The organism is Colwellia aquaemaris, assembly GCF_057548755.1.
Genome location: NZ_BAAJLV010000007.1, coordinates 12,263 through 34,658 on the forward strand (window position 1 = coordinate 12,263; position 22,396 = coordinate 34,658).

Sequence of the window (22,396 nt, forward strand, 5' to 3'; positions counted from 1 at the left end):
AGCAGAATTATGTCTCGTGTTGCTAAAGCACCTGTCACAATCCCTGCTGGCGTTACTGTTACGTTATCAGGTCAAGACATTAAAGTTAAAGGTCCAGTAGGCGAGCTTTCTCACGTACTTCACGGTCTAGTTGCAGTTTCTCAAGAAGAGAATTCACTTGTAACTAACGTAGCTACTGAAAGCAAAGAAGCTTGGGCACAAGCCGGTACTGCACGTGCTTTAATCAATAATATGGTTGAAGGTGTAAGTAAAGGTTTTGAAAAGAAATTAGTTTTAAACGGTGTTGGTTACCGTGCTAAAGCTGCAGGTAAGAACTTAAACTTATCTTTAGGCTTTTCACATCCGGTAGATCACGCTATTCCTGAAGGAATTACCGTTGAAACTCCTAGCCAAACTGAAATCACGCTGAAAGGCGCTGACAAGCAGTTAGTTGGTCAAACAGCAGCGAACATCCGCGCTTACCGTAAACCAGAGCCTTATAAAGGTAAAGGTATTCGTTATAGCGATGAGCATGTACGTCGTAAAGAAGCTAAGAAGAAGTAGGGTAATACGATGGATAAGAAAACATCTCGTTTGCGCCGCGCTAAACGCGCCCGTGCAAAAATTAGCGAGCTGGGTGCGAATCGTTTAGTCGTTCACCGTACTCCTCGCCACATTTACGCGCAATTGATCGCTCCAACTGGTTCTGAAGTAATCGCAGCAGCGTCTACTTTGGACAAAGAAGTTAGTGCTCAGTTAGAGAAAACAGGTAACGTTGCCGCTGCAGCTGCAGTAGGTAAAGCAATTGCTGAACGTGCAAAAGCTAAAGGCATTGAGTCTGTAGCATTTGATCGCTCAGGTTTCCGTTACCATGGTCGCGTGAAAGCGTTAGCAGATGCAGCTCGTGAAGCTGGTCTTCAGTTTTAGGGGTTGATAATGGCTAATCATAATCAAGAAAACTCACAACAAAGTGATATGGCTGAAAAGCTAATCGCCGTTAACCGTGTATCAAAAGTGGTTAAAGGTGGTCGTATATTCAGTTTCACAGCATTAACCGTAGTTGGTGATGGCGCTGGTCGTGTTGGTTTTGGTTACGGTAAAGCACGTGAAGTGCCTGCTGCAATCCAAAAAGCAATGGAAAAAGCGCGTCGTAACTTAGTAACAGTTGACTTGAAGGGTACAACTCTTCAACACCCTATCAAGGGTCGTCATTCTGGTTCTAAAGTTTACATGCAACCAGCTTCTGAAGGTACAGGTATCATCGCCGGTGGCGCGATGCGTGCAGTACTTGAAGTTGCAGGCGTTCAGAACGTATTGTCAAAAGCATACGGTTCTACTAACCCAATTAACGTAGTTCGCGCTACTGTTTCTGCTCTAGCGAATATGCATTCGCCTGAAGCTGTTGCAGCTAAACGTGGCAAAAGCGTTTCAGACATTTTGGGGTAATTGAGCATGGCTAAAACAGTTAAAGTAACTCAGTTCAAAAGTTCTATTGGTCGTTTACCGAAGCATAGAGCTACATTAAAAGGTCTTGGTTTACGTCGTATCAATCATACAGTTGAGTTAGAAGATACTCCTTCTGTACGTGGTATGATCAATCAAGTATCTTATATGATTAAGGTGGAGGATTAATAATGCATTTAAATACTTTATCTCCTGCACCAGGTGCTAAGAAAGCCAAGAAACGCTGTGGTCGTGGTATTGGTTCTGGCATAGGTAAAACAGGTGGTCGTGGTCACAAAGGTCAGAAGTCTCGTTCTGGCGGTAGTGTACGTCCTGGTTTCGAAGGTGGTCAAATGCCATTGAAACAACGTTTACCTAAGTTTGGTTTCACGTCACGTAAATCTTTAGTTCGCGCTGAAGTACGTTTACATGAACTAAACAACATCACAGGTGATGTTGTCGATATCTTTGCCCTTAAAGATGCAAACCTAATTACACGTAACATTGAGTCAGTGAAAATCATGCTTTCTGGTGAAATCACTCGTCCAATTACTGTACGTGGTTTAGGTGTTACTAAAGGCGCTCGTGCAGCTATTGAAGCGGCAGGCGGAAAAATCGAGGAATAGTACAGGTTATGGCTACACCAGGAATGGATAATAAAGCACAGGGCGGATTGTCTGAGCTTAAACAAAGATTGTGGTTTGTATTCGGTGCACTTATTGTGTTTCGTTTGGGATCATTTGTGCCAATCCCTGGTATTGACGCCGCTGTATTAGCTCAGTTGTTTGAACAACAAAAGGGCACCATTGTAGAAATGTTTAACATGTTCTCTGGTGGTGCACTTGAGCGAGCCTCTGTATTGGCACTTGGTATTATGCCGTACATCTCAGCTTCAATTATTATGCAGTTGCTTACTGTGGTTCACCCCGCAATGGCAGAGCTTAAGAAAGAAGGTGAAGCTGGACGTCGTAAAATCAGCCAATACACCCGCTACGGCACTTTAGTTCTAGCAACAGTACAATCAATTGCAATAGCAAGAAGTTTACCGGGAATGATGCCAGGTCTAGTGATGGACGCAGGTTTCGGATTCTACTTTGCTGCGGTAGTAAGTTTAGTTACTGGTACCATGTTTTTAATGTGGTTAGGTGAACAAATTACTGAACGTGGTATTGGTAACGGTATTTCTATTTTGATATTTGCTGGTATTGTTGCTGGTATGCCATCAGCTGTTGGTCAAACTGCAGAGATGGCGCGTCAAGGTGAATTGCACTTATTAGTATTATTGCTAATTGGCGTAATTATATTTGCTACAACTTTCTTTGTAGTATTTGTGGAACGTGGTCAACGACGTATTGTTGTTAACTACGCTAAGCGCCAACAAGGCCGTAAGGTTTTTGCAGCGCAAAGCACACATTTACCACTGAAAGTAAATATGGCAGGTGTTATTCCACCAATTTTCGCCTCAAGTATCATCTTATTCCCAGGCACGCTTGCGAGCTGGTTTGGTCAAGGTGAAGGTATGGTTGCTGATTTCCTACAAGAAGTATCAATTGCTATTTCTCCAGGACAGCCTCTATACGTAATGTTACTTGCAGCAGCGATAATATTTTTCTGCTTCTTTTACACGGCTCTTGTTTTTAACCCGCGTGAAACAGCAGATAACCTGAAAAAATCTGGTGCGTTTATTCCTGGGATCCGTCCTGGTGAGCAAACGTCAAAATATATCGATAAAGTAATGACTCGTTTAACCTTAGCTGGTGCGATGTATATTACCTTTATCTGTTTAGTACCTCAGTTCATTATCATGGCATGGGACGTTAATTTTTACTTTGGCGGAACATCGCTACTAATTATAGTAGTTGTAATAATGGACTTTATGGCACAAGTACAAACGCATTTGATGTCTCATCAATATGACAATGTACTTAAAAAAGCAAACCTTAAGGGCTACGGTCGTTAGACCCTGCCATTAGGTAACGGAGTATAAAATGAAAGTACGTGCATCCGTAAAAAAGATTTGTCGTAACTGTAAAGTTGTGAAACGTGCTGGTGTTGTTCGTGTAATCTGCGAAGAGCCAAAGCATAAGCAACGTCAAGGTTAATTGTAACCTAAGCGAAAGCTAAATCTTTTAGAAGTGGCATTATGTAGATAACTCTGTATAATGCCGCTTCGATTTGCAAAAAAAGCGGCTGGTTGAGTATCCTAACGGGCTTTTCAACCGGCAAATTTTAAATTTAGAATAGGAGATGTGTTAGTGGCCCGTATCGCTGGCATTAACATCCCTGATCGTAAGCATGCAGTAATCGCCATTACTGCGATCTACGGCATCGGAGCTACACGTGCGAAAGCAATTTGTGCAGCTACTGGTATCGCAGAGTCAACTAAGATCAGTGAATTGGACGAAGCTCAAATTGATTTGCTTCGTGCTGAAGTGGATAAATACACCGTAGAAGGTGATTTACGCCGTGAAGTTTCAATGAACATCAAGCGTCTTATGGACCTTGGCTGTTTTCGTGGCATCCGCCATCGTCGCAGTCTTCCTCTACGTGGGCAACGCACTAAAACTAATGCGCGCACTCGTAAAGGTCCTCGTAAGCCAATTAAAAAGTAACGAGGGATTAGACAATGGCTAAAACACCAGTTAAAACGCGTAAACGCGTAAAAAAACAAGTTGCTGATGGCATGGCTCATATCCATGCATCTTTCAACAACACAATCGTGACTCTTACAGATCGTCAAGGTAATGCTTTATCTTGGGCAACTGCAGGTGGTTCAGGTTTCCGTGGTTCACGTAAATCTACTCCATTCGCTGCACAGGTTGCTGCTGATCGTGCTGGTAAAACAGCACAAGAGTTTGGCTTGAAGAATATTGAAGTGTTCGTTAAAGGTCCAGGTCCAGGTCGTGAATCTGCAATCCGTGCCTTAAATGCTGCTGGTTTTAAAATCACCAACATTACTGACGTTACACCTATTCCTCATAATGGTTGTCGTCCTCCTAAGAAACGTCGCGTTTAATAGGAAAGTTGGAGAAAGAACATGGCTAGATATTTAGGTCCTAAGTTAAAGCTTAGTCGTCGCGAAGGTACAGATTTGTTCCTTAAAAGCGGTGTACGAGCAATTGACACTAAATGTAAAATCGAAACTATTCCAGGTCAGCATGGCGCCCGTCGCGGTCGTTTATCTGACTACGGTATTCAGCTTCGTGAAAAACAAAAAGTTCGTCGTATTTATGGCGTTCTAGAAAAACAATTCCGCAACTACTATAAAGAAGCGGCTCGTCTAAAAGGCAACACAGGTGAAAACTTGTTACAACTTTTAGAGAAACGTCTTGATAACGTAGTATACCGTATGGGCTATGCAAGCACTCGTGCTGAAGCTCGCCAACTTGTTAGCCATAAAGCTATCGTAGTTAACGGTGTTGTTGTTAATATTCCATCTTTCACTGTTAAAGCCGAAGATGTTGTTTCTGTACGTGAAAAGTCTAAAACTCAAGCGCGTATTATCGCTGCTTTAGAATTAGCTGAGCAACGTGAGAAGCCAGTTTGGGTTGAAGTAGATAACAAGAAACTTGAAGGCGTTTTCAAACGTGTTCCTGATCGTTCTGACCTATCTGCCGAAATTAATGAACAGTTGATTGTTGAACTTTACTCTAAGTAAAGTTGCACTTTAAGAGAGGACAAACATGCAGGGTTCTGTAACCGAATTCCTTAGACCACGATTGGTTGATATCGAAACTGTTAGTACTACGCGTGCTAAAGTAACTTTAGAGCCATTAGAACGTGGTTTTGGTCACACTTTAGGTAATGCGTTACGCCGCATTCTTTTATCTTCAATGCCAGGTTGTGCTGTAACTGAAGTTGAAATTGACGGTGTACTTCATGAGTACAGCAGTAAAGAAGGTGTACAAGAAGACATCATCGAAATACTGTTAAACCTTAAGGGACTAGCTATAAGTTTAGAAGGCAAAGATGAAGCTGTTCTTACCTTAACTAAGTCCGGTGAAGGCCCTGTAACGGCAGCCGATATCCAACATGATGGTGATGTAGAAATTGCAAATCCAGAACATGTAATCTGTCATTTGACAGGTGATGGCTCTATCAGCATGCGTATAAAGGTTGAAATGGGACGTGGTTATGTTCCAGCTTCTGCCCGACGCGATGCCGAGGAAGAAGATCGCGCAATCGGACGTTTATTGGTTGATGCTTCATTCAGTCCTGTTGTAAGAATTGCCTATGATGTTGATTCTGCACGTGTTGAACAACGTACAGATTTGGACAAGTTAGTATTAGACATGGAAACTAACGGAACGTTAGACCCTGAAGAAGCAATTCGTCGCGCTTCAACCATCTTAGCTGAACAGCTAGATGCGTTTGTTGAGCTTCGTGATGTGACTGAAGTAGAGCCAAAAGAGGAAAAACCACTGTTTGATCCTATTTTGCTTCGTCCTGTTGATGACCTTGAACTTACTGTTCGTTCAGCGAACTGCTTAAAAGCAGAAGCAATTCAATATATCGGCGATTTAGTACAGCGTGCTGAAGTTGAACTTCTTAAAACACCTAACTTAGGTAAGAAGTCTTTAACGGAAATCAAAGACGTTTTAGCGTCTCGTGGTTTATCTCTGGGAATGCGCCTTGAAAATTGGCCACCAGAAAGCATAGCTGATAACGACTAAGTCGATCATCGTTTTTTAATAGTTGAGATAAGGATTAACTTATGCGCCATCGTAAAAGCGGTCGCCAGTTAAACCGTAATAGCAGTCATCGCCAGGCGATGTTCCGCAATATGGCAAGTTCTTTAGTAAAACACGGCGTTATCAAAACGACTGTTGCTAAAGCTAAAGAATTACGTCGCGTTGTTGAGCCATTAATTACATTGGCCAAAACCGACAGTGTAGCAAATCGTCGTTTAGCGTTTGCTCGTACACAAGATAAAGAAGTTGTAGGTATTTTATTTAGCGAACTTGGTGCTCGTTACCAAGAACGTCCAGGTGGTTACACTCGCATTTTAAAATGCGGTTACCGTACTGGTGATAAAGCGCCTATGGCTTACGTTGAGCTTGTAGACCGCCCAGTAGTTGAAGAAGCTGCTGAAGTAGTTGAAGAAGCTAGCGCAGAAGCATAATTTAGTCTTGTACTAAATTAATTCTGACGGAATTGAAAGCGGGGCTTAGGCTCCGTTTTTTTATGCCTGTAATTTAAGAACATTTCCTAAAAACTTGACCCACTAACTAAATCCTCGTATAACAATTGTCCACCTATAAAAAGGCTGCTATAGAATGTCATCACGTAATCCAATCATTGCTGTTACAGGTTCATCTGGTGCAGGCACATCCACGACTATTGAGTCATTTGAACATATCTTTCGCTCGCTTGGTATTTCGTCTGCGACAGTAGAGGGAGATAGTTTTCATCGTTTCTCGCGCCAAGAAATGGACCTAGAAAAACGTAAAGCTCGTGAAGAGCAACGTAATGTCAGTTATTTTGGGGATGCAGCAAATGATTTTGATGCCTTAGAAAAGCTTTTTAAAGATTATTCGGAAACGGGCAAAGGCAAGATGCGTAGATACCTGCACACTTTTGATGAAGCAGTGCCATATAACCAAATGCCTGGTACGTTTACACCTTGGGAAGAGTTAGGTGAAGGAACTGATTTGCTCTTCTATGAGGGCTTACACGGGGGGGTAGTTACAGAGAAGAACGATGTAGCTAAACATGTCGATCTGCTTATAGGCATGGTGCCGATTGTCAATTTAGAGTGGATACAAAAGATCATTCGTGATACCAATCAGCGTGGTCATAGTCGTGAAGCAGTTACGGCAAGTATTGTGCGAAGTATGGAAGATTATATCTCTTTTATTACTCCTCAGTTTTCTCGCACTCATATCAACTTTCAACGAGTACCAACTGTTGACACCTCAAATCCATTTAGTGCAAAAGCTATTCCGACCTTAGATGAAAGCTTTGTGGTAATTCGCTGCCGCGAGTCTAGTCATTTAGACTTCCCTTACTATTTGAGCATGATCGATGGCGCTTTTATGTCGAGAATGAATACGTTAGTTGTGCCAGGTGGAAAAATGGGCTTGGCTATGGAGCTAATATTAACGCCTTTAATTAAGGATTTAATGCACAAGAAGCAGGAAGCAAATAAGCAATTAGATTGGATGAGTGATTTATAGGCATGCTATGTAATCTAGTTAGAGTATTGCTATTTTACTTACTTGTTTTATCACCTGTTTTCGTTTTTGCTAATAATATTCTTTATACCGAAATTGAAAAGCTAGCCGATAATAGTTGGCAAGTAAGCTATCAAAGCGCTAAGCCTATTAAGGCGGTTATGTTTTCGATTTCACCCGATAATAGCCGCACACAAAGGTGGCAACCAACTTCAGCAGACTTTGCACTTAACTATGTTAATGGTCGCGAGATAGCGACACGTAAAGATGGTCGAACATTTACTAAAGTTAGTTTCCAATTAACACCGAGTTATATACATTTACCCAAGAATTATGCTCCATTTTCGCCGTTTTCAAATGGTGCAATGTTATTCCATAGCGGCCGGTTCTTTGCGTGTAGCAATATTTGTTCGGGCAATGAAAACCTGTGGGCACTGGCCGCTAAGGCACCTGTTGGCGATACAATTATTGCAGACGGTATTGCTTATAATGGCAAAACATCATGGTGGGACAAAAATGATGGACAGAAAATCTATATTGGCCAGCAACAGTTTATAGATAACGGTAGCTATATAGGCATTATTGATCCCAAATTACATGCTAGTGTTGGGCAACAGTTAACTGAGATGTTACCTAAGATGATGGCTTTATTGGAAACATCTTATGGTCGGTTAGTTGATAAGCCTATGTTATTTGCTTCATTTGGCAAAACCGATGACGGAAGCTTTGGTCACCAAGGTGGCACGCTACCAAAGCAAGTGTTTATGCATTGGTATGGTAATCATATCTACAATAAGCAAGATGTTTCGGCTACTTTGTGGTTTTTTGCACATGAAGCCGCGCACATGTACCAAGCACTGCAAGGCAAAGCTATGGCGGCTGTTGATAATTGGTTGCATGAAGGTCATGCCGAAATGATGGCAAAGAAAATAATGTTAAATCTAGTGCCGGAGAATCGAGACTTTATTGACGCTAAAATTAACAAGGCTAGGGCTGAGTGTCAGAAAATCATCGCTAGTTCAACATTGTCAGAGCAGGTTGAACAAGGAAACTATCGTTCACTATATCATTGCGGGCTCTATATTTTTAATACTATTGAGGAACATGATACGGAGCGCAAAAATACGACCGAAGCTTTATGGTTAAATTACATTAAGCATTCGAAGCAAATTGGGAAAGTAGAAACCAGTATGCTGCTTGAACTGGCTGAAACATCTTACGGACTATCTAAAACTTTCTCTCAGCGTTTTCAAACATTGGTAGGGCATCATTAAAGAGTTACTACCAATGCTAAGAACTTAAAAACTAAACTGACTTAATTTCAAAATCGTGAGTAATGTTAACTGCTTTGTTTAACATTAACGCCACTGAACAATATTTATCAGCAGATAGATTAACGGCACGTTCAACATGCTTCTCATTAACCTCATTGCCTTCGATAACAAAGTGTAGGTGAATATCAGAAAATAATTTAGGGACACTATCTACGCGAGTTGCTTGTATTTCAACTTTACAACCCGTGACATCTTGGCGTGCCTTTTCAAGTATGCTAACCACGTCTACCGAAGAACAAGCTCCTAACGAAATTAGTACATTCTCTAGTGGGCTAGGCGCTAAGGCACCGGCGTTTGCATCTAATACAATTGTATGGCCGCTTTCTGAAGTACCCATAAAGAGTTCTTCACCAATCCATTTTACTTCTGCTTTCATGATATATTTCCGCTAACTGATAATAAGCCGTATTGTATGGAATTAATTTTATATTAGCTAGTGCTTATATAAGTAACTAGTGCTACTAAAGTGGATGTAAACATCAAAGAAAGAACTAAAATGGCGCACCCAGCAGGAGTCGAACCTGCGACCTCTGCCTCCGGAGGGCAGCGCTCTATCCAGCTGAGCTATGGGTGCGTATTGAAAAGGGCCAAGCGCGGCAAATAGTATAGATTATCTTACTTTATGTCCATAAAGAATGGCGAAAAATTTAATTATTAGTAAATCTTACTTTATTCCAATATAAATCAACCATAGGGTTATTGTGCAATTGAGTATATTGGCTTTCATATAGTGTTAATTTTTATAGTCGAACAGGGGAATTTAATGTGTGTCTAAATGGGGAAAAAGATGTACTTTCATCGGGAAGATGCCTAAAGTAAAGGCTATAATAAATCATTAAACTCAAAACTCTAAAAGTAAACATTTCACCATGAAACAATTATTTACTGCATTTATTTTGATCTTTACCGTAAGCACTAGCCAAGTCGTGGCACAATCATATGATACTGAGCTTGTTGTTGCTGAATTATACACTGATACGATAAAACGAACAGGTAAGCTTGATTATAAAAGAACGTTAAGTTTGTCTTTTAAAAGTGCAGGTTATTTAACATTACTGAATGTGGATGAAGGAGAAAAGTTCAACCAAGGCCAGCTGTTGGCTTCGCTTGACATTACTGAGTTAAAAGAAGAAAAAAATGCCAACTATGCTCAGCTATTACAAGCAAAACGAGAGGTCAAGCGAATAAGCCGCCTAATGGATGACAAAATGGCTTCAGAGCGCGATTTGGACAACGCCATTACGTTAGTTGAAACAAGTCGAGCGGCCTACCAAGTATCATACTATAACTTAGAAAAAGCACGCATTTATGCGCCTTTTTCAGGCGTGGTACTTGCGAGAAATACTGATTTAGGTGAACTACAAAGTCCTGGCCAAGAAGCCCTCAAAGTGGCGAAGTTAGAATGGGTGGTCAAGGTTGCGCTTACAGGTCAAGAGGTCAGTCAAGTAAAGCTTAATCAAAAAGTTAATGTTACTTTAAATAATCAAGGTATTGTTGAAGGAATAGTTAGTAAAATTCCCGCAATTGCAAGTGCTGAGAGTAATTTATTTGTTATCGAAGTCTTACTTCCTAGTTTAAAAAATACTGCAGGCATGATATCCGGGCAACTTGCAGGCGTTGTTATAGCATTTGAAAGTGATAAGTTTGTTTATCGACTACCCATTGAAGCATTGGTTGCTGTTGATGCTGAAGGAAAGGCTATAGTTGTTGCTCAGTCGCTAGATAGCAGTAAATTTACACAACAACGTTTTGAAATTTCGCAATTAGACAATGACTACGTATACCTTAAAGCCAAACGAAGCGACACTGCGTTAAAGATTATGACTAAAGGCTGGCAGAATTTTTCTGAAGGTGGGCTGTAAACTTATGCATTTACCTCGCGCCGCAATTAAAAACGCTCAATTTACTTTAACGATTGTTGTTCTTCTGGTTTTAGTTGGTATTGTTTCTTATTTTCAGATGCCACGCTCTGAAGATCCTCAGTTTGATATTCCAATAACATTACTTGAAATTATTTACCCTGGGGCGTCACCAACCGACATTGAAACTTTAGTTGTAGACCCATTGGAAGAAGAGTTTGCTGATATTGACGGCATTAAAAAGATAGAGTCGCAAATAAAAAATGGTGGGGCACGTATTGAAGTTACATTTTTATACGGAAGTAATCCTAATGAGGCTTATAACGAAGTTAAACAAGCGGTTTCTACAGTAAAGCCAACGTTACCTGCAGGTGTGCAGGATGTGCTAGTTCTTAAGGCAACACCAACAAGTGTTGCCATAGTTCAATTGGCATTATGGAGCGAAACTACAGACTACAAGGCGATGGAATTTTACGCCAAGCAACTTGAAAAACGTTTAGAAGCAATAGAAGCAGTTAAAAAAGCAGATATCTGGGGATATCCTACGCAAGTTGTCGCAGTTGACTTAAACTTAGCAATGCTAAAGCACTATGGTTTGAGTATTACTGCGGTTAATAACTTATTGAAAGGGCGGGCAGTAAATGTAACGCCTGGCTTTGTAGGTGCTAATACTCGACGATTTAATGTGAAAGCCAGTGGTAACTTTCAACTGTTAGCGGAGTTAGATGAAACCGTTGTATATTCGGATGCCACTTCAGTCATACGTTTAAAAGATATTGCTCGGGTCGGATTTTCAAGTCGTGACCCTAGTTATTTGGCCTATTATGATGGCAAGCCTGTGGTATTTCTAACCGCAGAACAAAGGGCAAATACGAATATATTTGCTCTTACACAAGCGATAGATAATGAGATTGCAGATTTTCAAAAAACCTTACCGGATAGCATTAAAATTGAGACGCTGTTTAAACAGTCAGATGGTGTTGAAAATCGAGTAAACGGGTTTTTTGCCAACCTTTGGCAGGGGTTGGTCCTTGTTGGTTTAATGTCGCTTATCTTTTTAGGTATGCGCGAAGCTGTTGTGGTCATAGTTGCAATACCATTGTCATTTTTAATTGCAATTGGTTGGCTCGACTTTGCTGGTTTTGGCTTGCAGCAAATGTCAATTGTGGGCTTAATAATAGCGCTAGGACTATTAGTTGATAATGCGATTGTTGTGACAGAAAGTATTCATCGTGAAAAAGCTAATCATTCCACGTTAAGTGAAGCTGCAGCATCAGGAACCAGCAAGGTCGGTTGGGCCATTAGTAGTGGCACGTTAACAACCATGTTGGCGTTTTTACCTATGCTTATGTTGGCTAGTGACACTGGGGATTTTATTCGGTCTATGCCGGTTACAGTGGTCTTGGTACTTTTAGCGTCATTGTTAATAGCTTTGACTCTAACGCCGTTATTAGCAAGTAAATTTTTTACTCAAAAAACAAGTAAAGTTAGAACGTTACAATACTTCGCCAATAAGTTTGCAGAACGATATTATGTGCGTTGGCTAAGCAAACTAATGAATGCAAAACTCGTAATGCTAATCACTGCTTTTGTTGCTTTATTTGCTATGGCTTCTCTTTTTAGTCAAGTTGGCTTGAGCTTGTTTCCTAAAGCTGAAAAGTCGATGTTGCTTATTGATGTTGAAACGCCACCAAACTCTTCATTAGATCATACCAATTCCGTAATGCATTCAATGACAAAGTTTATTCAAGAACAAGCATACGTTGATAAAATTGCATTAAACGTTGGTAACTCAAACCCGAGAATTTACTACAATGAAATTCCTAAGCGAGGCGTGGTTACGTACGGACAGGTTTTAGTCGTACTAAAGCAGTATGATGAATCAAAAATAAATACTTTAGTCGCTCAATTACGCAATGAATTTTCAAATTGGCAACAAGCTAAAATAACAGTGAAAGAATTTACTCAAGGGCCAGTAACAGATCAACCTATTACCGTCCGATTAATAAGTGAATCATTGTCTGACTTGGAGCGCGTAGCTGCTGATTTGCAGGCTCATATGGCGGCAACTCCTGGAATTATAAATTTGGATAACCCTATCGGTGTTGCAAATACTGAATTAGCGTTAACAATAGATTATGATAAGGCTGCTCTTTCTGGTATTGGTATTAATGACCTGGACAATACCATTCAAACGGCACTAGCAGGAACTTTTGTCGGTCAATTTAATGATAGTAATGGTGAAAACTATCCTATCCTTGTTCGCCGCCCTAAGAATGATTTAAATGGCTTGGATGATATTACTATTATTAATCAACAAGGCCAAAGTATACCATTAGGTCAATTTGTTGAAACTAAATTACGTAAAGGGCGAACGGACTTTTTTCATTATCAAAAATTGAGAATGGCACGAGTGTCTGCTGATGCAGCACAAGGGCAATCTGTAGCGGAATTAACAACGAAAGTTGTTGATTACTTAGATAATTATCAATTGCCTGCTGGTATGTATTATATTCTTGGTGGTGAGGAAGAGTCTCGACAAGAATCTTTTGCAGGTTTATCACAAATCATGCTTATAACGGCAATTGGTATCTTTGCTATCTTAGTTTTACAATTTAAATCATTTTTGCAACCTTTGGTGATTTTTACCTCTATTCCGTTTGCTATTACTGGCTCTGTTTTAGGTTTATATTTAACAGGCCTTTCATTTTCGATGATGGCATTTATAGGCTTAATTAGTTTATTTGGTATTGTAGTAAACAATGCGATTATTTTGATTGATACAACTAATAGGAACTTACTTAGTACCGCTGATAAAAAGCAGGCTATTTTATTAGCTAGTGCTACCCGCTTTACGCCAATTCTACTAACGACGATAACTACCATTGGTGGATTATTACCATTAACATTACTTGGTGGCAGCCTATGGCAACCTTTGGGCGTTGTTATTATTTCTGGCTTATGTGTATCGGCAATTGCGAGCTTTTTGATTGTACCAATATTAACTGAGCTATTTACTAAAACTGAATCTGATAATAAATAAAAGCATAGAATATGGAATTTATTGGCATAATTGGTTTTTCTTTAGCGAGCGCTGCGTATGCACTTTTTTCGCTATTAATTTTGGCAGCGCGCAATAGTAGCTTATTAGCTCGCTGGGTGTTTTTGTGCACTTTGGTGACATTTGGCAGCTGTTTAGTTGCAACATTTCAAATTGAAATTGGTTATAGCCTTCAATGGGCTATGTTTGCTGATTGTCTGAAAATTGCATGTTGGTCTTTACTGATTATTTTATTCAACACTCAGGATAGAAACATTGGAGCGTTAATAAAAAACTTTTACGTCCGCCAATATTTAGGTGTATGGCTACTGCTCGTCGTAGGTAGTTGGTTAACAAGCTATTGGCTTGATTATGCTTATGAATATATCTTCCTACTGTTCATTGTTCTAAATTTATGGATGCTGGTGCTACTAGAGCAATTGTATCGCAACGCGGATTTGCAAGTAAGGTGGGCTATTTGGCCTTTAGTAATTGCATTGGCGAGTATCTCTGTTTTTGACTTTGTACTTTATGCTCAGGCTACTATGGTAGGCGGTATTGATTTTGATTTCTGGTTTAGTCGAGGTTTTTTAGCGCTGTTTGTTGTGCCTTTGTTATTGATTAGTACGCGCCGAGTAAAAAATGGTGAAGTGCGCATTTTTGTCTCTCGTCATGTTGTGTTTTACAGCTCAATGTTGATGATAGCAGGTGTTTACTTACTGTTAATGGCCTTTGCTGGTTATGTTATTAATTATGTTGGTGGAGAATGGGGAAGTTTAGTTAGTATCGGTTTTTTGATGTTAAGTGGCATAGTACTCTTTGCTCTACTTATTACTGAGTCGCTACGCAGGCGGGTGAAAGTATTCATAGCTAAGAACTTTTTTGCTAACAAATATGAATATCGAGATGAGTGGCTAAATTTAATAGAAAAAATTGAAACTACTAGCGGTGAAAATCACTATCAAATGGCAACGCAAATTATGATGTCAAAGGTTGACGCATTAGGCGGTGCCATTATTAAGCGAGTTACTAACCAAAACTATCAACAACAATACAGTCATGGTATTGATATCAATGAAAATATAGAAGAACAATTGATTAAAGTAGGGATTTTTTGCCAGAAACAAGGTTGGATAGTTGACGTAAATGAATATGAGCAATCACCCAATATTTATCCTGAGCTTTTATTAGATGTTGCTTGTTGCCGACAACAAAATATACAAATAATAGTGCCGGTATTTATTGGTAAGGCTTTTTATGGCTTATTTGTTTTGGCAAATGAAAGCAAAATAAAGCAGTTAAACTGGGAGGATAGAGATTTGTTATTTGCTGTTTCCAAGCAGTTAGGTAACTTTATTTCACTGTATGAAGCCACTGATAAATTAAGTGAATCAAAACAGTTTGATGCTTTTAATCGTATGTCAGCTTTTTTAGTGCATGATTTAAAAAATGTTCAGGCACAGTTAGCATTAATTACGACCAATGCAGAAAAGCATAGAAATAATCCAGAATTTGTTGACGATGTTTTCGAAACTGTTGAATCGGCAACTGAGCGGTTAGGCAAAGTATTATCTCAATTACGTAAAAAGCATGTGGAGCAGTCAACTAATCGGCAAGTCGAGTTATCTACAATTATTGAAAAAGTGGTTTTGCAATGTAATATTAAAAAGCCTGCTGTTAGTTTTGAACATCATGGTAATTGCAGTACTTTAATTGATCACGAATCTTTTCATTCAGTCATTCATCACCTTATTCAAAACGCTCAAGAAGCAACAGAGAAAGATGGCTGGGTGAAGGTGATTTTAGCTGAAAAAAAACGTACCATTAGCATTACTATTGAGGACAATGGTTGTGGAATGAGCGAAGAATTTATGAATACTCGACTGTTTAAGCCATTTGATACCACGAAAGGTAATGCTGGTATGGGGATAGGTGTATTTGAAGCAAAGCAATTTTTTGAAAGCATGGCCGGCGTTATAAAAGTTGAAAGCATACTAGGTCAAGGAACAAAATTTACCATTAATTTACCGACAGAAGTAAAGGGCTCAGATTGTTTCTGAACTCTATAATAAGGATTTCCCAATATGGAAAAGCTGTTAATCGTTGATGACGATAAAGGCATTCAAAAGCAATTAAAATGGAGCCTGTCTGATTACGATACTATTTTAGCTGGTGATCGTGAAAGCGCGGTAGCAGCAGTACGTAGACATGAGCCCAAAGTTATAACTTTAGATCTTGGATTGCCACCAGATGAAACCAATGCATCTGAAGGTTTAGCGGCATTACAAGAGATATTAGCAATAGCGCCACATACCAAAGTTATTGTTATTACCGGTAATGACGATAGAACCAACGCTTTAACAGCAATTGCAGCAGGCGCTTATGATTTTTATCAAAAGCCCGTTGATACAGAAGTCATTAACGTCATTGTGTCTCGCGCTTTTAGCGTCGCAGCTATTGAAGAAGAAAACCGTAAAATGCGCGCAGTTGCCGGTAGTGATATAGGTATTATTGGCAATAGCGAAAGTATTGACCGATTACGTATGATGGTTAAGCGCATCGCACCAACGGAAATTACCGCACTCTTATTAGGAGAGAGCGGCACAGGTAAAGAAGTCACAGCGAAAGCAGTACATTTAGCGAGTGATCGCAAAAAGAAGCCTTTTATTGCCATAAACTGTGCGTCAATTCCGGAAACTTTATTAGAGAGTGAGCTATTTGGCTTTGAGAAGGGCGCTTTTACTGGAGCACATCGTACGACGAAAGGGAAAATAGAGTGTGCAGAAGGTGGTACCTTATTTCTTGATGAAATTGGTGATATGCCCTATAGCTTGCAGGCAAAACTTTTACGTTTTCTACAAGAGAAGCGCATTGAGCGTTTAGGTGGTCGGCAAGAAATTGCGGTTGATGTTCGCGTGGTTTGTGCAACAAATCAAAATCTTGAAGAAATGGTCGCTGAGAAAACGTTTAGGGAAGATTTATTTTATCGGGTTAGCGAAATAACTTTAAACATTCCACCATTACGAGATCGTGACGAAGACGTTATTATTCTAGCGCAGTACTTTTTACAGCACTATGCTACCGAATATAAACGGAATGTTAAAAGCTTCTCAGAGGATGCGTTAAGTGCTATTAAAGAGCATCGTTGGCCTGGGAATATACGCGAGCTGCAGAATAAAGTTAAAAGCTCAGTGATAATGACTACAGGCAGACAAGTCACGGCGATTGATCTTGGCTTTTTTGATCACCAAGATAAGAGTTTTGAATTATCGCTGAATTTACGTACTGTTAGAGAGAAGGCTGAGTCTATTGCTATTCAAAAAGCGTATGCGCTAACTGATGGTAATATGTCAAAAACATCGGAATTGTTAGGTGTTACCCGGCCAACTCTTTACTCATTAATTGAGAAATATGAGCTAACTATTAATAACGATTAGTTTAGGCTAGTCGTGTAGAGTAACTAAAAAAACCGCTATACAGCGGTTTTTTTATGTTAATGAATTTGTTATTCATTATCTGTTGGTAAAGTGTCTGTATAGACTCGGCTTTTATGCTTTAACATTTTGTCGACATAACGCGCCATTTTTATTTTTTCTTTAATGCTTGTTTCTAGTATATCTTCAACTTCACGAAGCACATCTTTAATACTTTCGACTTTTTCTGCAGAATGAACCACTACTTGGCTAGGTTCATTACTTTCTAAGTGCTCGCCATTGAGTGAGCCCGTAAGCTCAACTTCCATTTCTTGAGCCACTTCATTGATGGCTTCAGTATTTATGTTTTCAAGTTCTTCTAAGAAGCCAAAAAGCAGTAATCTATCAACAAAAATGTTTATTTTTCTTGGCACGCCTAAGGTTTTTTCGTGAATAAGATCAAACGCTGCATCTGAGAACACATGCTCTTTATTACAGCCGGCCTGATGCAAGCGATGATTAATATATTCTTTTACTTCTTCATTCGATAATGGCTTTAAGTGGGCAGAGGCGATAATTCGCTGGCGAAACTGCTCCATATTGGGGGCCTGGATAATACCCTTTAACTCTTCTTGCCCAAGTAAAAAGCTTTGAATAAGCGGCTTATTGTCCAATTGAAAATTAGACAACATACGTAACTCTTCAACCGTTTCTGAGGGTAAGTTTTGCGCTTCATCAACAATTAATAGTGCTCGTTTACCTTGCTGGTGTAATTGCACTAGAAATTTTTCAATACCTTGTAGTAAGTCAGCCTTACTATCTCCGTTGACGGTAATATTAAATTCCGATACCACTAATTCCAGTAATTCTTGAGGGTTTAGCTTTGTCGTTACTAGCTGTGCAGCAACAATGCTGGCATCAGCAATGTTGTTAAGTAGATTACGAGCAATAGTGGTTTTTCCTGTACCTATTGGTCCAGTGACCACAATAAAGCCTTCGCCTTGGTCTAAGCCATATTGTAAATAAGATAGAGCACGTTGGTGATGGCTTGAAGCAAAAAAGAACCGTGGATCGGGGCTAAGCTGAAATGGCCTTTCTTTAAAGCCATAATAATTTTCGTACATACTGCTAGAAACCTTTGGTTATTTTGGCGCTTAATCGGCCTTCTTCATAATTGAGAGTATAATCGCTCGAACTTCTATCTAAATAGCTTAAGTCGATATTAAAAGATAAAGACGAGTTTAGTGATTTCTCGTAACCTATTTGATAACGACGGTATCTATCGAGTCTTTCTTGAACGGTGCTTATTTGTAAATTTGTATCTGTATACGATAACTGCAGATTGATATTCGAACGACCACTAACTTTGCGTTTTACACTAAAGCTTAAGAAGTTATTTTCATCTTCTATTCTTGTGTCTAAGTTTTCCCTATTTTCGTTACGAGCAATTAATGTGAAAGTCGTTCTTGGTAAAACCAATGTCGTATTCCAGCTTAGGTTTTTATTTAGGGAGAAAAAGTTATCTTCTGCCAGTTCAAAATCCGAAAGTGTTACAAGTTGATAATTGTCTGGGGCAATTGAAGTTCCGTCCTGAACGATACAGTCAGATACGCTATTGACATTTGTATTGGCTGGACACCAGAAACTTCCTAAAGAAATAGGGATAAAGTTATTACGAGTTAATGTTTGTACGCTTTCATTATAAGTAATAGTGTTGGTTAATCGTTTATTTTTATGTTGTAGATTTAAACCATAACTATCACCATAAAATCGCTCGGAATAGCTTACTTCAAGTTGAGTACGAGCTGAGGGCTCCCAATTAACCCGCGCATTTATATATTCTTCTTGTGTCTTGCCATCGAGGTTTAATTTGTTCCCTATAGGTTTATTGTATGAAGCATCGATATAGAGGCGTGGTGAAATTAGCCAGCGAATACCTGCGCCATAAGAGTTTGACTCTAATGAGCGATTTCCATTGTTGACATTACCTGAATTATCTTCATCATAATAACGAATAAATGGATTAACTCTATAATTAGTAATGAAGCCTATAACGGCTTCTGTTTCAACTATTTCACCTTCATTGCCGTTATTTTTGAGCTTACGATAGTTGTGCTGAATATCCCAAAAAACCGTTCGAGCAGCACGACCATTGCGTGTACTTAAGTTGCTAGTAACACTATTACGGTTGCCGATATTATCTTCTGTATTTGTTTCTTGATAAGTGGCAAGTGAGTTAATAATGAAATCGCTATTATTAACTAAGTATTCAAGGCCGCCATTGTATGTTTCTACCTGTACGGTATCCGCTGAAACTATATCTGCTAACGTATTTCTACTGCCATTTCGAGATTGGTTGCTAATATTGACATCACCAATTAAGGTGATGCCATTTGGCCATAATTGGTATCGAATATCGCTACTAACGGTGTGATAGTCATTATCAAGCTCGTGATCATGACTATAAAATGCATAAGTGCTCTCAGATGCAAAATTAAAATCTATTTGTTGTGCTTTGTAGGATGAGTCTATTAAAACGCCGGTTTGGCTAACTAAACTCGATTGTTCATTATCGCGCACTAAACCTACATTATCGGTGTAAGTTTCATCAATTTTTAAGCTGGGATCAAAATTCCAATCTCCAGCAATTGAGAGTTTAGAGCATAATAATGTAAGACAGAATACACTAACGCTAATTTGCTGCGCCGTATCCGTAGCCGTAATAGCCATACAAATCCTTATGAGATCTAATTGCTTTGTTTAGTACTAGTCCTATTGCTAAGTCTTCGTTAAGGTGCTCTGTTGCTGATTTAATGTCAGCAATTGCAGTCTTTGATTCTTCAACAACGATTATTGCTTGTCCCATCAAGTTCGCTAAGACTAATGTTTCAGTAACACCTATTAATGGTGGGCAGTCAAATATAACGATTCGATCAGGGTAACGGTTAGCTAATTCATTTGCTAACGCGGCCATTTTTTCACTGGCGAGTAATTCGTTAGATAAATGATGCGGTGTGCCAGCAGGAATTAGCTTTAATTTATCTATGTCGGTATTGTAAATAATATCAGCAACGCTTTCTGACTTACCTAATAAATATTCTATGAGACCTGGAGATTCCTCTACACCCAATTCACGTATTACACTAGGCCTTAAAACATCGGCGTCAATTAATAATACTGTTTTATCTTGCTCTAACGCGATGCTAAGTGCCAAATTTATTGCTACAAAGGTTTTGCCTTCATTTGGTTTAGCACTACTAACCATGATTAAATTGCTGTTATCTAGCGTTTTAGCTCCACTACCAAAGGCATTCTTTAGTAACTTGCGCTTTATTTGGCGAAATTCATCTTTGATACTCTTTCGCGTACCATTGTCAATTAGATAGCCACGCTCTTCTAAACTATCTTTATCAAGTGTTAAACAAGCCTTTTTATCGGTATTGCTAGCGATATTTGGTGTTTCCACTGCTGGAAGTTTTTGCTCTATCTCTACTTTCGCTGAATCAGGTTTACTTTCCTTAGCTTGTTGCTTCGCCAGCGCTTTTTCAATAATGCTCATAACTTATAAAACTCCTCTGATCGGCGCTTTTATTGTCTCTGGAGAAATTGCATAGACAATAAACAATACCAGTAACAACATTAAAACAATATTAGAGGCGATGAAAATCAACGTTTTACGTTTATGCCATTGCTGTAACCCTAAGTTTTCCGATGCCGAAACAATACCAAATACTGGAATACCTGTAGCTTTAGAAACTTGACTACTTGAGGTGACAACAGGATTGATCTGACTAAATAGTAACGATAAACCAATACCGACTCCAAACCCCACGACAGTGGCGGCCAATAAAAACAGAATTCTCTTCGGGCCCGCTGGTTCTGTTGGCGCGCGAGGAGGATCTATAACTCTAAATTGAATAGGATTTGTTGACTCATCTGCTTGCTGAGCTAATTGTGCCGTTTCTTTTCGGTTTAGGAGTTCTTCATATTTGTCTTTGGTGATGTCATAGCCACGATTTAATGATGTTAACTCTGCTTCTATTTCAGGTAAAATGTGAATTTTACTTTCTAATTCTTTTACCTGCTCTCGGTAATCTTCTGCCCGAACATTGGTTGAGGCTACTTGGTTTTCAAGTTGGTTAACTTGAATTTGTAATTGCTGAATAACAGGGTTTTGACTGGTAGATAGACTATTACTATCTCCATTACTTGTTGCATTTAAATACTCATCGATTTCCTTTGTTCTTTGAGTATTTAAATGGGCTAGTCGACGCTGCACTTCTTTTACATCAGGATGTTTTTCGGTATACCTTAATTGTAATGAGTCTAAAGTTGCTTCCAATTCAGCAATGCGTTCGTCATATGTTGTTTGAATGCTATTAGAGTTTTTAATCTTGTTTTGTGGATTATTAATCGTTGCAGGTGACGCATTTAATTGGGCTCGCGCTGACTTTAATTGCGTTTCTTGCTCACGCAGGCTTAATTCAACAACCTTAAGCTGCTCTTTGACAACGTTAAGTTTTTGATAGTAACCACCGTATTGATCTGGTAGAACATCACTGTATTTTTGTTTGAAATCGGTAAGACGTGATTCCGCGGCCAATAAGCGATTTTCATAATCTTTGATTTGAGTATCTAGAAATTTTTGAGCAGAATCAGAGTCGCTACGATTTTCACCTAAAGTGTTTTCAATGAATACAGTTAAGGCCGAATTTACAACATTTTTTGCAGTTTCCGGATCTTTATTCTTATAGGTTATTGTAAAAATGTTTTCTTTACGCCCACCTGTTTTTCTAATAATGATATCGGTTCGTAGATCTTCTATGAGTTCTTCATAATCTTCAGGTGTTGCTGCTTGGACATCAAGATCGGTCATACGGGTAATACGTTCTAGATTTGGTCGGCTCAAAAGCGTTTTAATCATTAAACGAATTTGTACCTCCGGGTTTGTTTCGACGGTTAAACCTTTTAGAAGGGGCCCAAGAATCGACTGTGTGTCAGCATAAACACGTGCCTCTGATTCATAAACATTATCTAATTGTGAAACAAACACCCAAGCTAAAGGACAAATTAACCAGGTTGATACTATGATAAAGCGTCGCTTTATCCATATGCCCTTAAGGTAATCTAAAACTTCTTCAATAATTTCTTGCAT

General features: G+C 39.2%; 23 protein-coding genes and 1 tRNA gene. 18 read left to right on the top strand and 6 right to left on the bottom strand.

All coding sequences use genetic code 11. The features are described 5' to 3' along the window. The first annotated feature begins 9 nt into the window (after positions 1-9). The 14 genes from rplF to AC27HL_RS16445 all read left to right on the top strand — a co-directional run bounded on the left by rplF (position 10) and on the right by AC27HL_RS16445 (position 8,869). On the top strand, positions 10-543 hold the full coding sequence (gene rplF, locus AC27HL_RS16380; protein WP_487082127.1) for a 50S ribosomal protein L6: 534 nt from the start codon (positions 10-12) through the stop codon (positions 541-543). Positions 544-552: 9 nt separating this feature from the next. After that, positions 553-906 carry a 50S ribosomal protein L18 gene (gene rplR, locus AC27HL_RS16385; RefSeq protein ID WP_487082128.1) on the top strand — a complete coding sequence of 118 codons (354 nt, stop codon included), beginning with the start codon at positions 553-555 and terminating at the stop codon, positions 904-906. A 9-nt stretch (positions 907-915) separates the two neighbouring features. Beyond that, positions 916-1,425: a 30S ribosomal protein S5 gene (gene rpsE, locus AC27HL_RS16390; RefSeq protein ID WP_487082129.1), complete on the top strand. Its 510-nt coding sequence runs from the start codon at positions 916-918 to the stop codon at positions 1,423-1,425. 6 nt (positions 1,426-1,431) lie between these two features. Beyond that, entirely contained in the window at positions 1,432-1,611 is a 180-nt protein-coding gene (rpmD, locus tag AC27HL_RS16395) for a 50S ribosomal protein L30 (RefSeq protein WP_487082130.1), read from the top strand. Between the two features lie 2 nt (positions 1,612-1,613). Continuing rightward, complete coding sequence (gene rplO, locus AC27HL_RS16400; protein WP_487082131.1) at positions 1,614-2,048, top strand: 50S ribosomal protein L15; 435 nt, start codon at positions 1,614-1,616, stop codon at positions 2,046-2,048. A gap of 8 nt (positions 2,049-2,056) precedes the next feature. After that, positions 2,057-3,382 (top strand): preprotein translocase subunit SecY, encoded by a 1,326-nt coding sequence (gene secY / locus AC27HL_RS16405; RefSeq protein WP_487082132.1) that lies wholly within the window; start codon positions 2,057-2,059, stop codon positions 3,380-3,382. Between the two features lie 28 nt (positions 3,383-3,410). Next, on the top strand, positions 3,411-3,524 hold the full coding sequence (gene rpmJ, locus AC27HL_RS16410; RefSeq protein ID WP_077287462.1) for a 50S ribosomal protein L36: 114 nt from the start codon (positions 3,411-3,413) through the stop codon (positions 3,522-3,524). 153 nt (positions 3,525-3,677) lie between these two features. Beyond that, positions 3,678-4,034 (top strand): 30S ribosomal protein S13, encoded by a 357-nt coding sequence (gene rpsM / locus AC27HL_RS16415; RefSeq protein ID WP_044833209.1) that lies wholly within the window; start codon positions 3,678-3,680, stop codon positions 4,032-4,034. Positions 4,035-4,048: 14 nt separating this feature from the next. After that, entirely contained in the window at positions 4,049-4,438 is a 390-nt protein-coding gene (gene rpsK, locus AC27HL_RS16420; protein ID WP_085300443.1) for a 30S ribosomal protein S11, read from the top strand. 21 nt (positions 4,439-4,459) lie between these two features. After that, a complete protein-coding gene (gene rpsD, locus AC27HL_RS16425; RefSeq protein ID WP_077287458.1) occupies positions 4,460-5,080 on the top strand; it encodes a 30S ribosomal protein S4 in 621 nt (206 codons plus the stop codon). A gap of 25 nt (positions 5,081-5,105) precedes the next feature. Continuing rightward, positions 5,106-6,095: a DNA-directed RNA polymerase subunit alpha gene (locus AC27HL_RS16430; protein WP_487082133.1), complete on the top strand. Its 990-nt coding sequence runs from the start codon at positions 5,106-5,108 to the stop codon at positions 6,093-6,095. A 41-nt stretch (positions 6,096-6,136) separates the two neighbouring features. Continuing rightward, positions 6,137-6,544 carry a 50S ribosomal protein L17 gene (rplQ, locus tag AC27HL_RS16435; protein ID WP_487082134.1) on the top strand — a complete coding sequence of 136 codons (408 nt, stop codon included), beginning with the start codon at positions 6,137-6,139 and terminating at the stop codon, positions 6,542-6,544. Between the two features lie 154 nt (positions 6,545-6,698). Next, entirely contained in the window at positions 6,699-7,598 is a 900-nt protein-coding gene (locus AC27HL_RS16440) for a phosphoribulokinase (protein WP_487082135.1), read from the top strand. 2 nt (positions 7,599-7,600) lie between these two features. After that, complete coding sequence (locus AC27HL_RS16445; RefSeq protein ID WP_487082136.1) at positions 7,601-8,869, top strand: hypothetical protein; 1,269 nt, start codon at positions 7,601-7,603, stop codon at positions 8,867-8,869. 31 nt (positions 8,870-8,900) lie between these two features. Here the strand turns inward: AC27HL_RS16445 and AC27HL_RS16450 are convergent, their stop codons facing one another. Both AC27HL_RS16450 and AC27HL_RS16455 read right to left on the bottom strand, forming a co-directional pair. Further along, a complete protein-coding gene (locus AC27HL_RS16450) occupies positions 8,901-9,305 on the bottom strand; it encodes an OsmC family protein (protein ID WP_487082137.1) in 405 nt (134 codons plus the stop codon). A 121-nt stretch (positions 9,306-9,426) separates the two neighbouring features. Continuing rightward, positions 9,427-9,503 (bottom strand) — tRNA-Arg (locus AC27HL_RS16455). 295 nt (positions 9,504-9,798) lie between these two features. On the opposite strand from AC27HL_RS16455, the gene AC27HL_RS16460 reads away from it, so the two are divergent. Genes AC27HL_RS16460 through prsR form a run of 4 tightly spaced genes read left to right on the top strand, consistent with a single transcriptional unit; the run spans position 9,799 to position 17,265 of the window. Continuing rightward, on the top strand, positions 9,799-10,791 hold the full coding sequence (locus AC27HL_RS16460) for an efflux RND transporter periplasmic adaptor subunit (protein ID WP_487082138.1): 993 nt from the start codon (positions 9,799-9,801) through the stop codon (positions 10,789-10,791). 4 nt (positions 10,792-10,795) lie between these two features. Then, positions 10,796-13,831, top strand: a complete 3,036-nt coding sequence (locus AC27HL_RS16465; protein ID WP_487082139.1) for an efflux RND transporter permease subunit — start codon at positions 10,796-10,798, stop codon at positions 13,829-13,831. Between the two features lie 11 nt (positions 13,832-13,842). Further along, positions 13,843-15,888 carry an XrtA/PEP-CTERM system histidine kinase PrsK gene (prsK, locus tag AC27HL_RS16470; protein WP_487082140.1) on the top strand — a complete coding sequence of 682 codons (2,046 nt, stop codon included), beginning with the start codon at positions 13,843-13,845 and terminating at the stop codon, positions 15,886-15,888. Between the two features lie 24 nt (positions 15,889-15,912). Next, positions 15,913-17,265 (top strand): PEP-CTERM-box response regulator transcription factor, encoded by a 1,353-nt coding sequence (gene prsR / locus AC27HL_RS16475; protein WP_487082141.1) that lies wholly within the window; start codon positions 15,913-15,915, stop codon positions 17,263-17,265. 68 nt (positions 17,266-17,333) lie between these two features. Here prsR and AC27HL_RS16480 read toward each other — a convergent pair whose 3' ends face one another. From AC27HL_RS16480 to AC27HL_RS16495, 4 genes are read right to left on the bottom strand one after another with little or no spacing between them, the layout of a single operon-like run. After that, positions 17,334-18,365: an XrtA/PEP-CTERM system-associated ATPase gene (locus AC27HL_RS16480; RefSeq protein WP_487082142.1), complete on the bottom strand. Its 1,032-nt coding sequence runs from the start codon at positions 18,363-18,365 to the stop codon at positions 17,334-17,336. Positions 18,366-18,369: 4 nt separating this feature from the next. After that, positions 18,370-19,971 carry a TIGR03016 family PEP-CTERM system-associated outer membrane protein gene (locus AC27HL_RS16485; protein WP_487082143.1) on the bottom strand — a complete coding sequence of 534 codons (1,602 nt, stop codon included), beginning with the start codon at positions 19,969-19,971 and terminating at the stop codon, positions 18,370-18,372. Then, on the bottom strand, positions 19,934-20,800 hold the full coding sequence (locus tag AC27HL_RS16490; protein ID WP_487082144.1) for an XrtA-associated tyrosine autokinase: 867 nt from the start codon (positions 20,798-20,800) through the stop codon (positions 19,934-19,936). The genes AC27HL_RS16485 and AC27HL_RS16490 overlap by 38 nt, the downstream gene beginning before the upstream one ends. A 3-nt stretch (positions 20,801-20,803) precedes the next feature. Next, positions 20,804-22,396 (bottom strand): XrtA system polysaccharide chain length determinant, encoded by a 1,593-nt coding sequence (locus AC27HL_RS16495; protein ID WP_487082145.1) that lies wholly within the window; start codon positions 22,394-22,396, stop codon positions 20,804-20,806.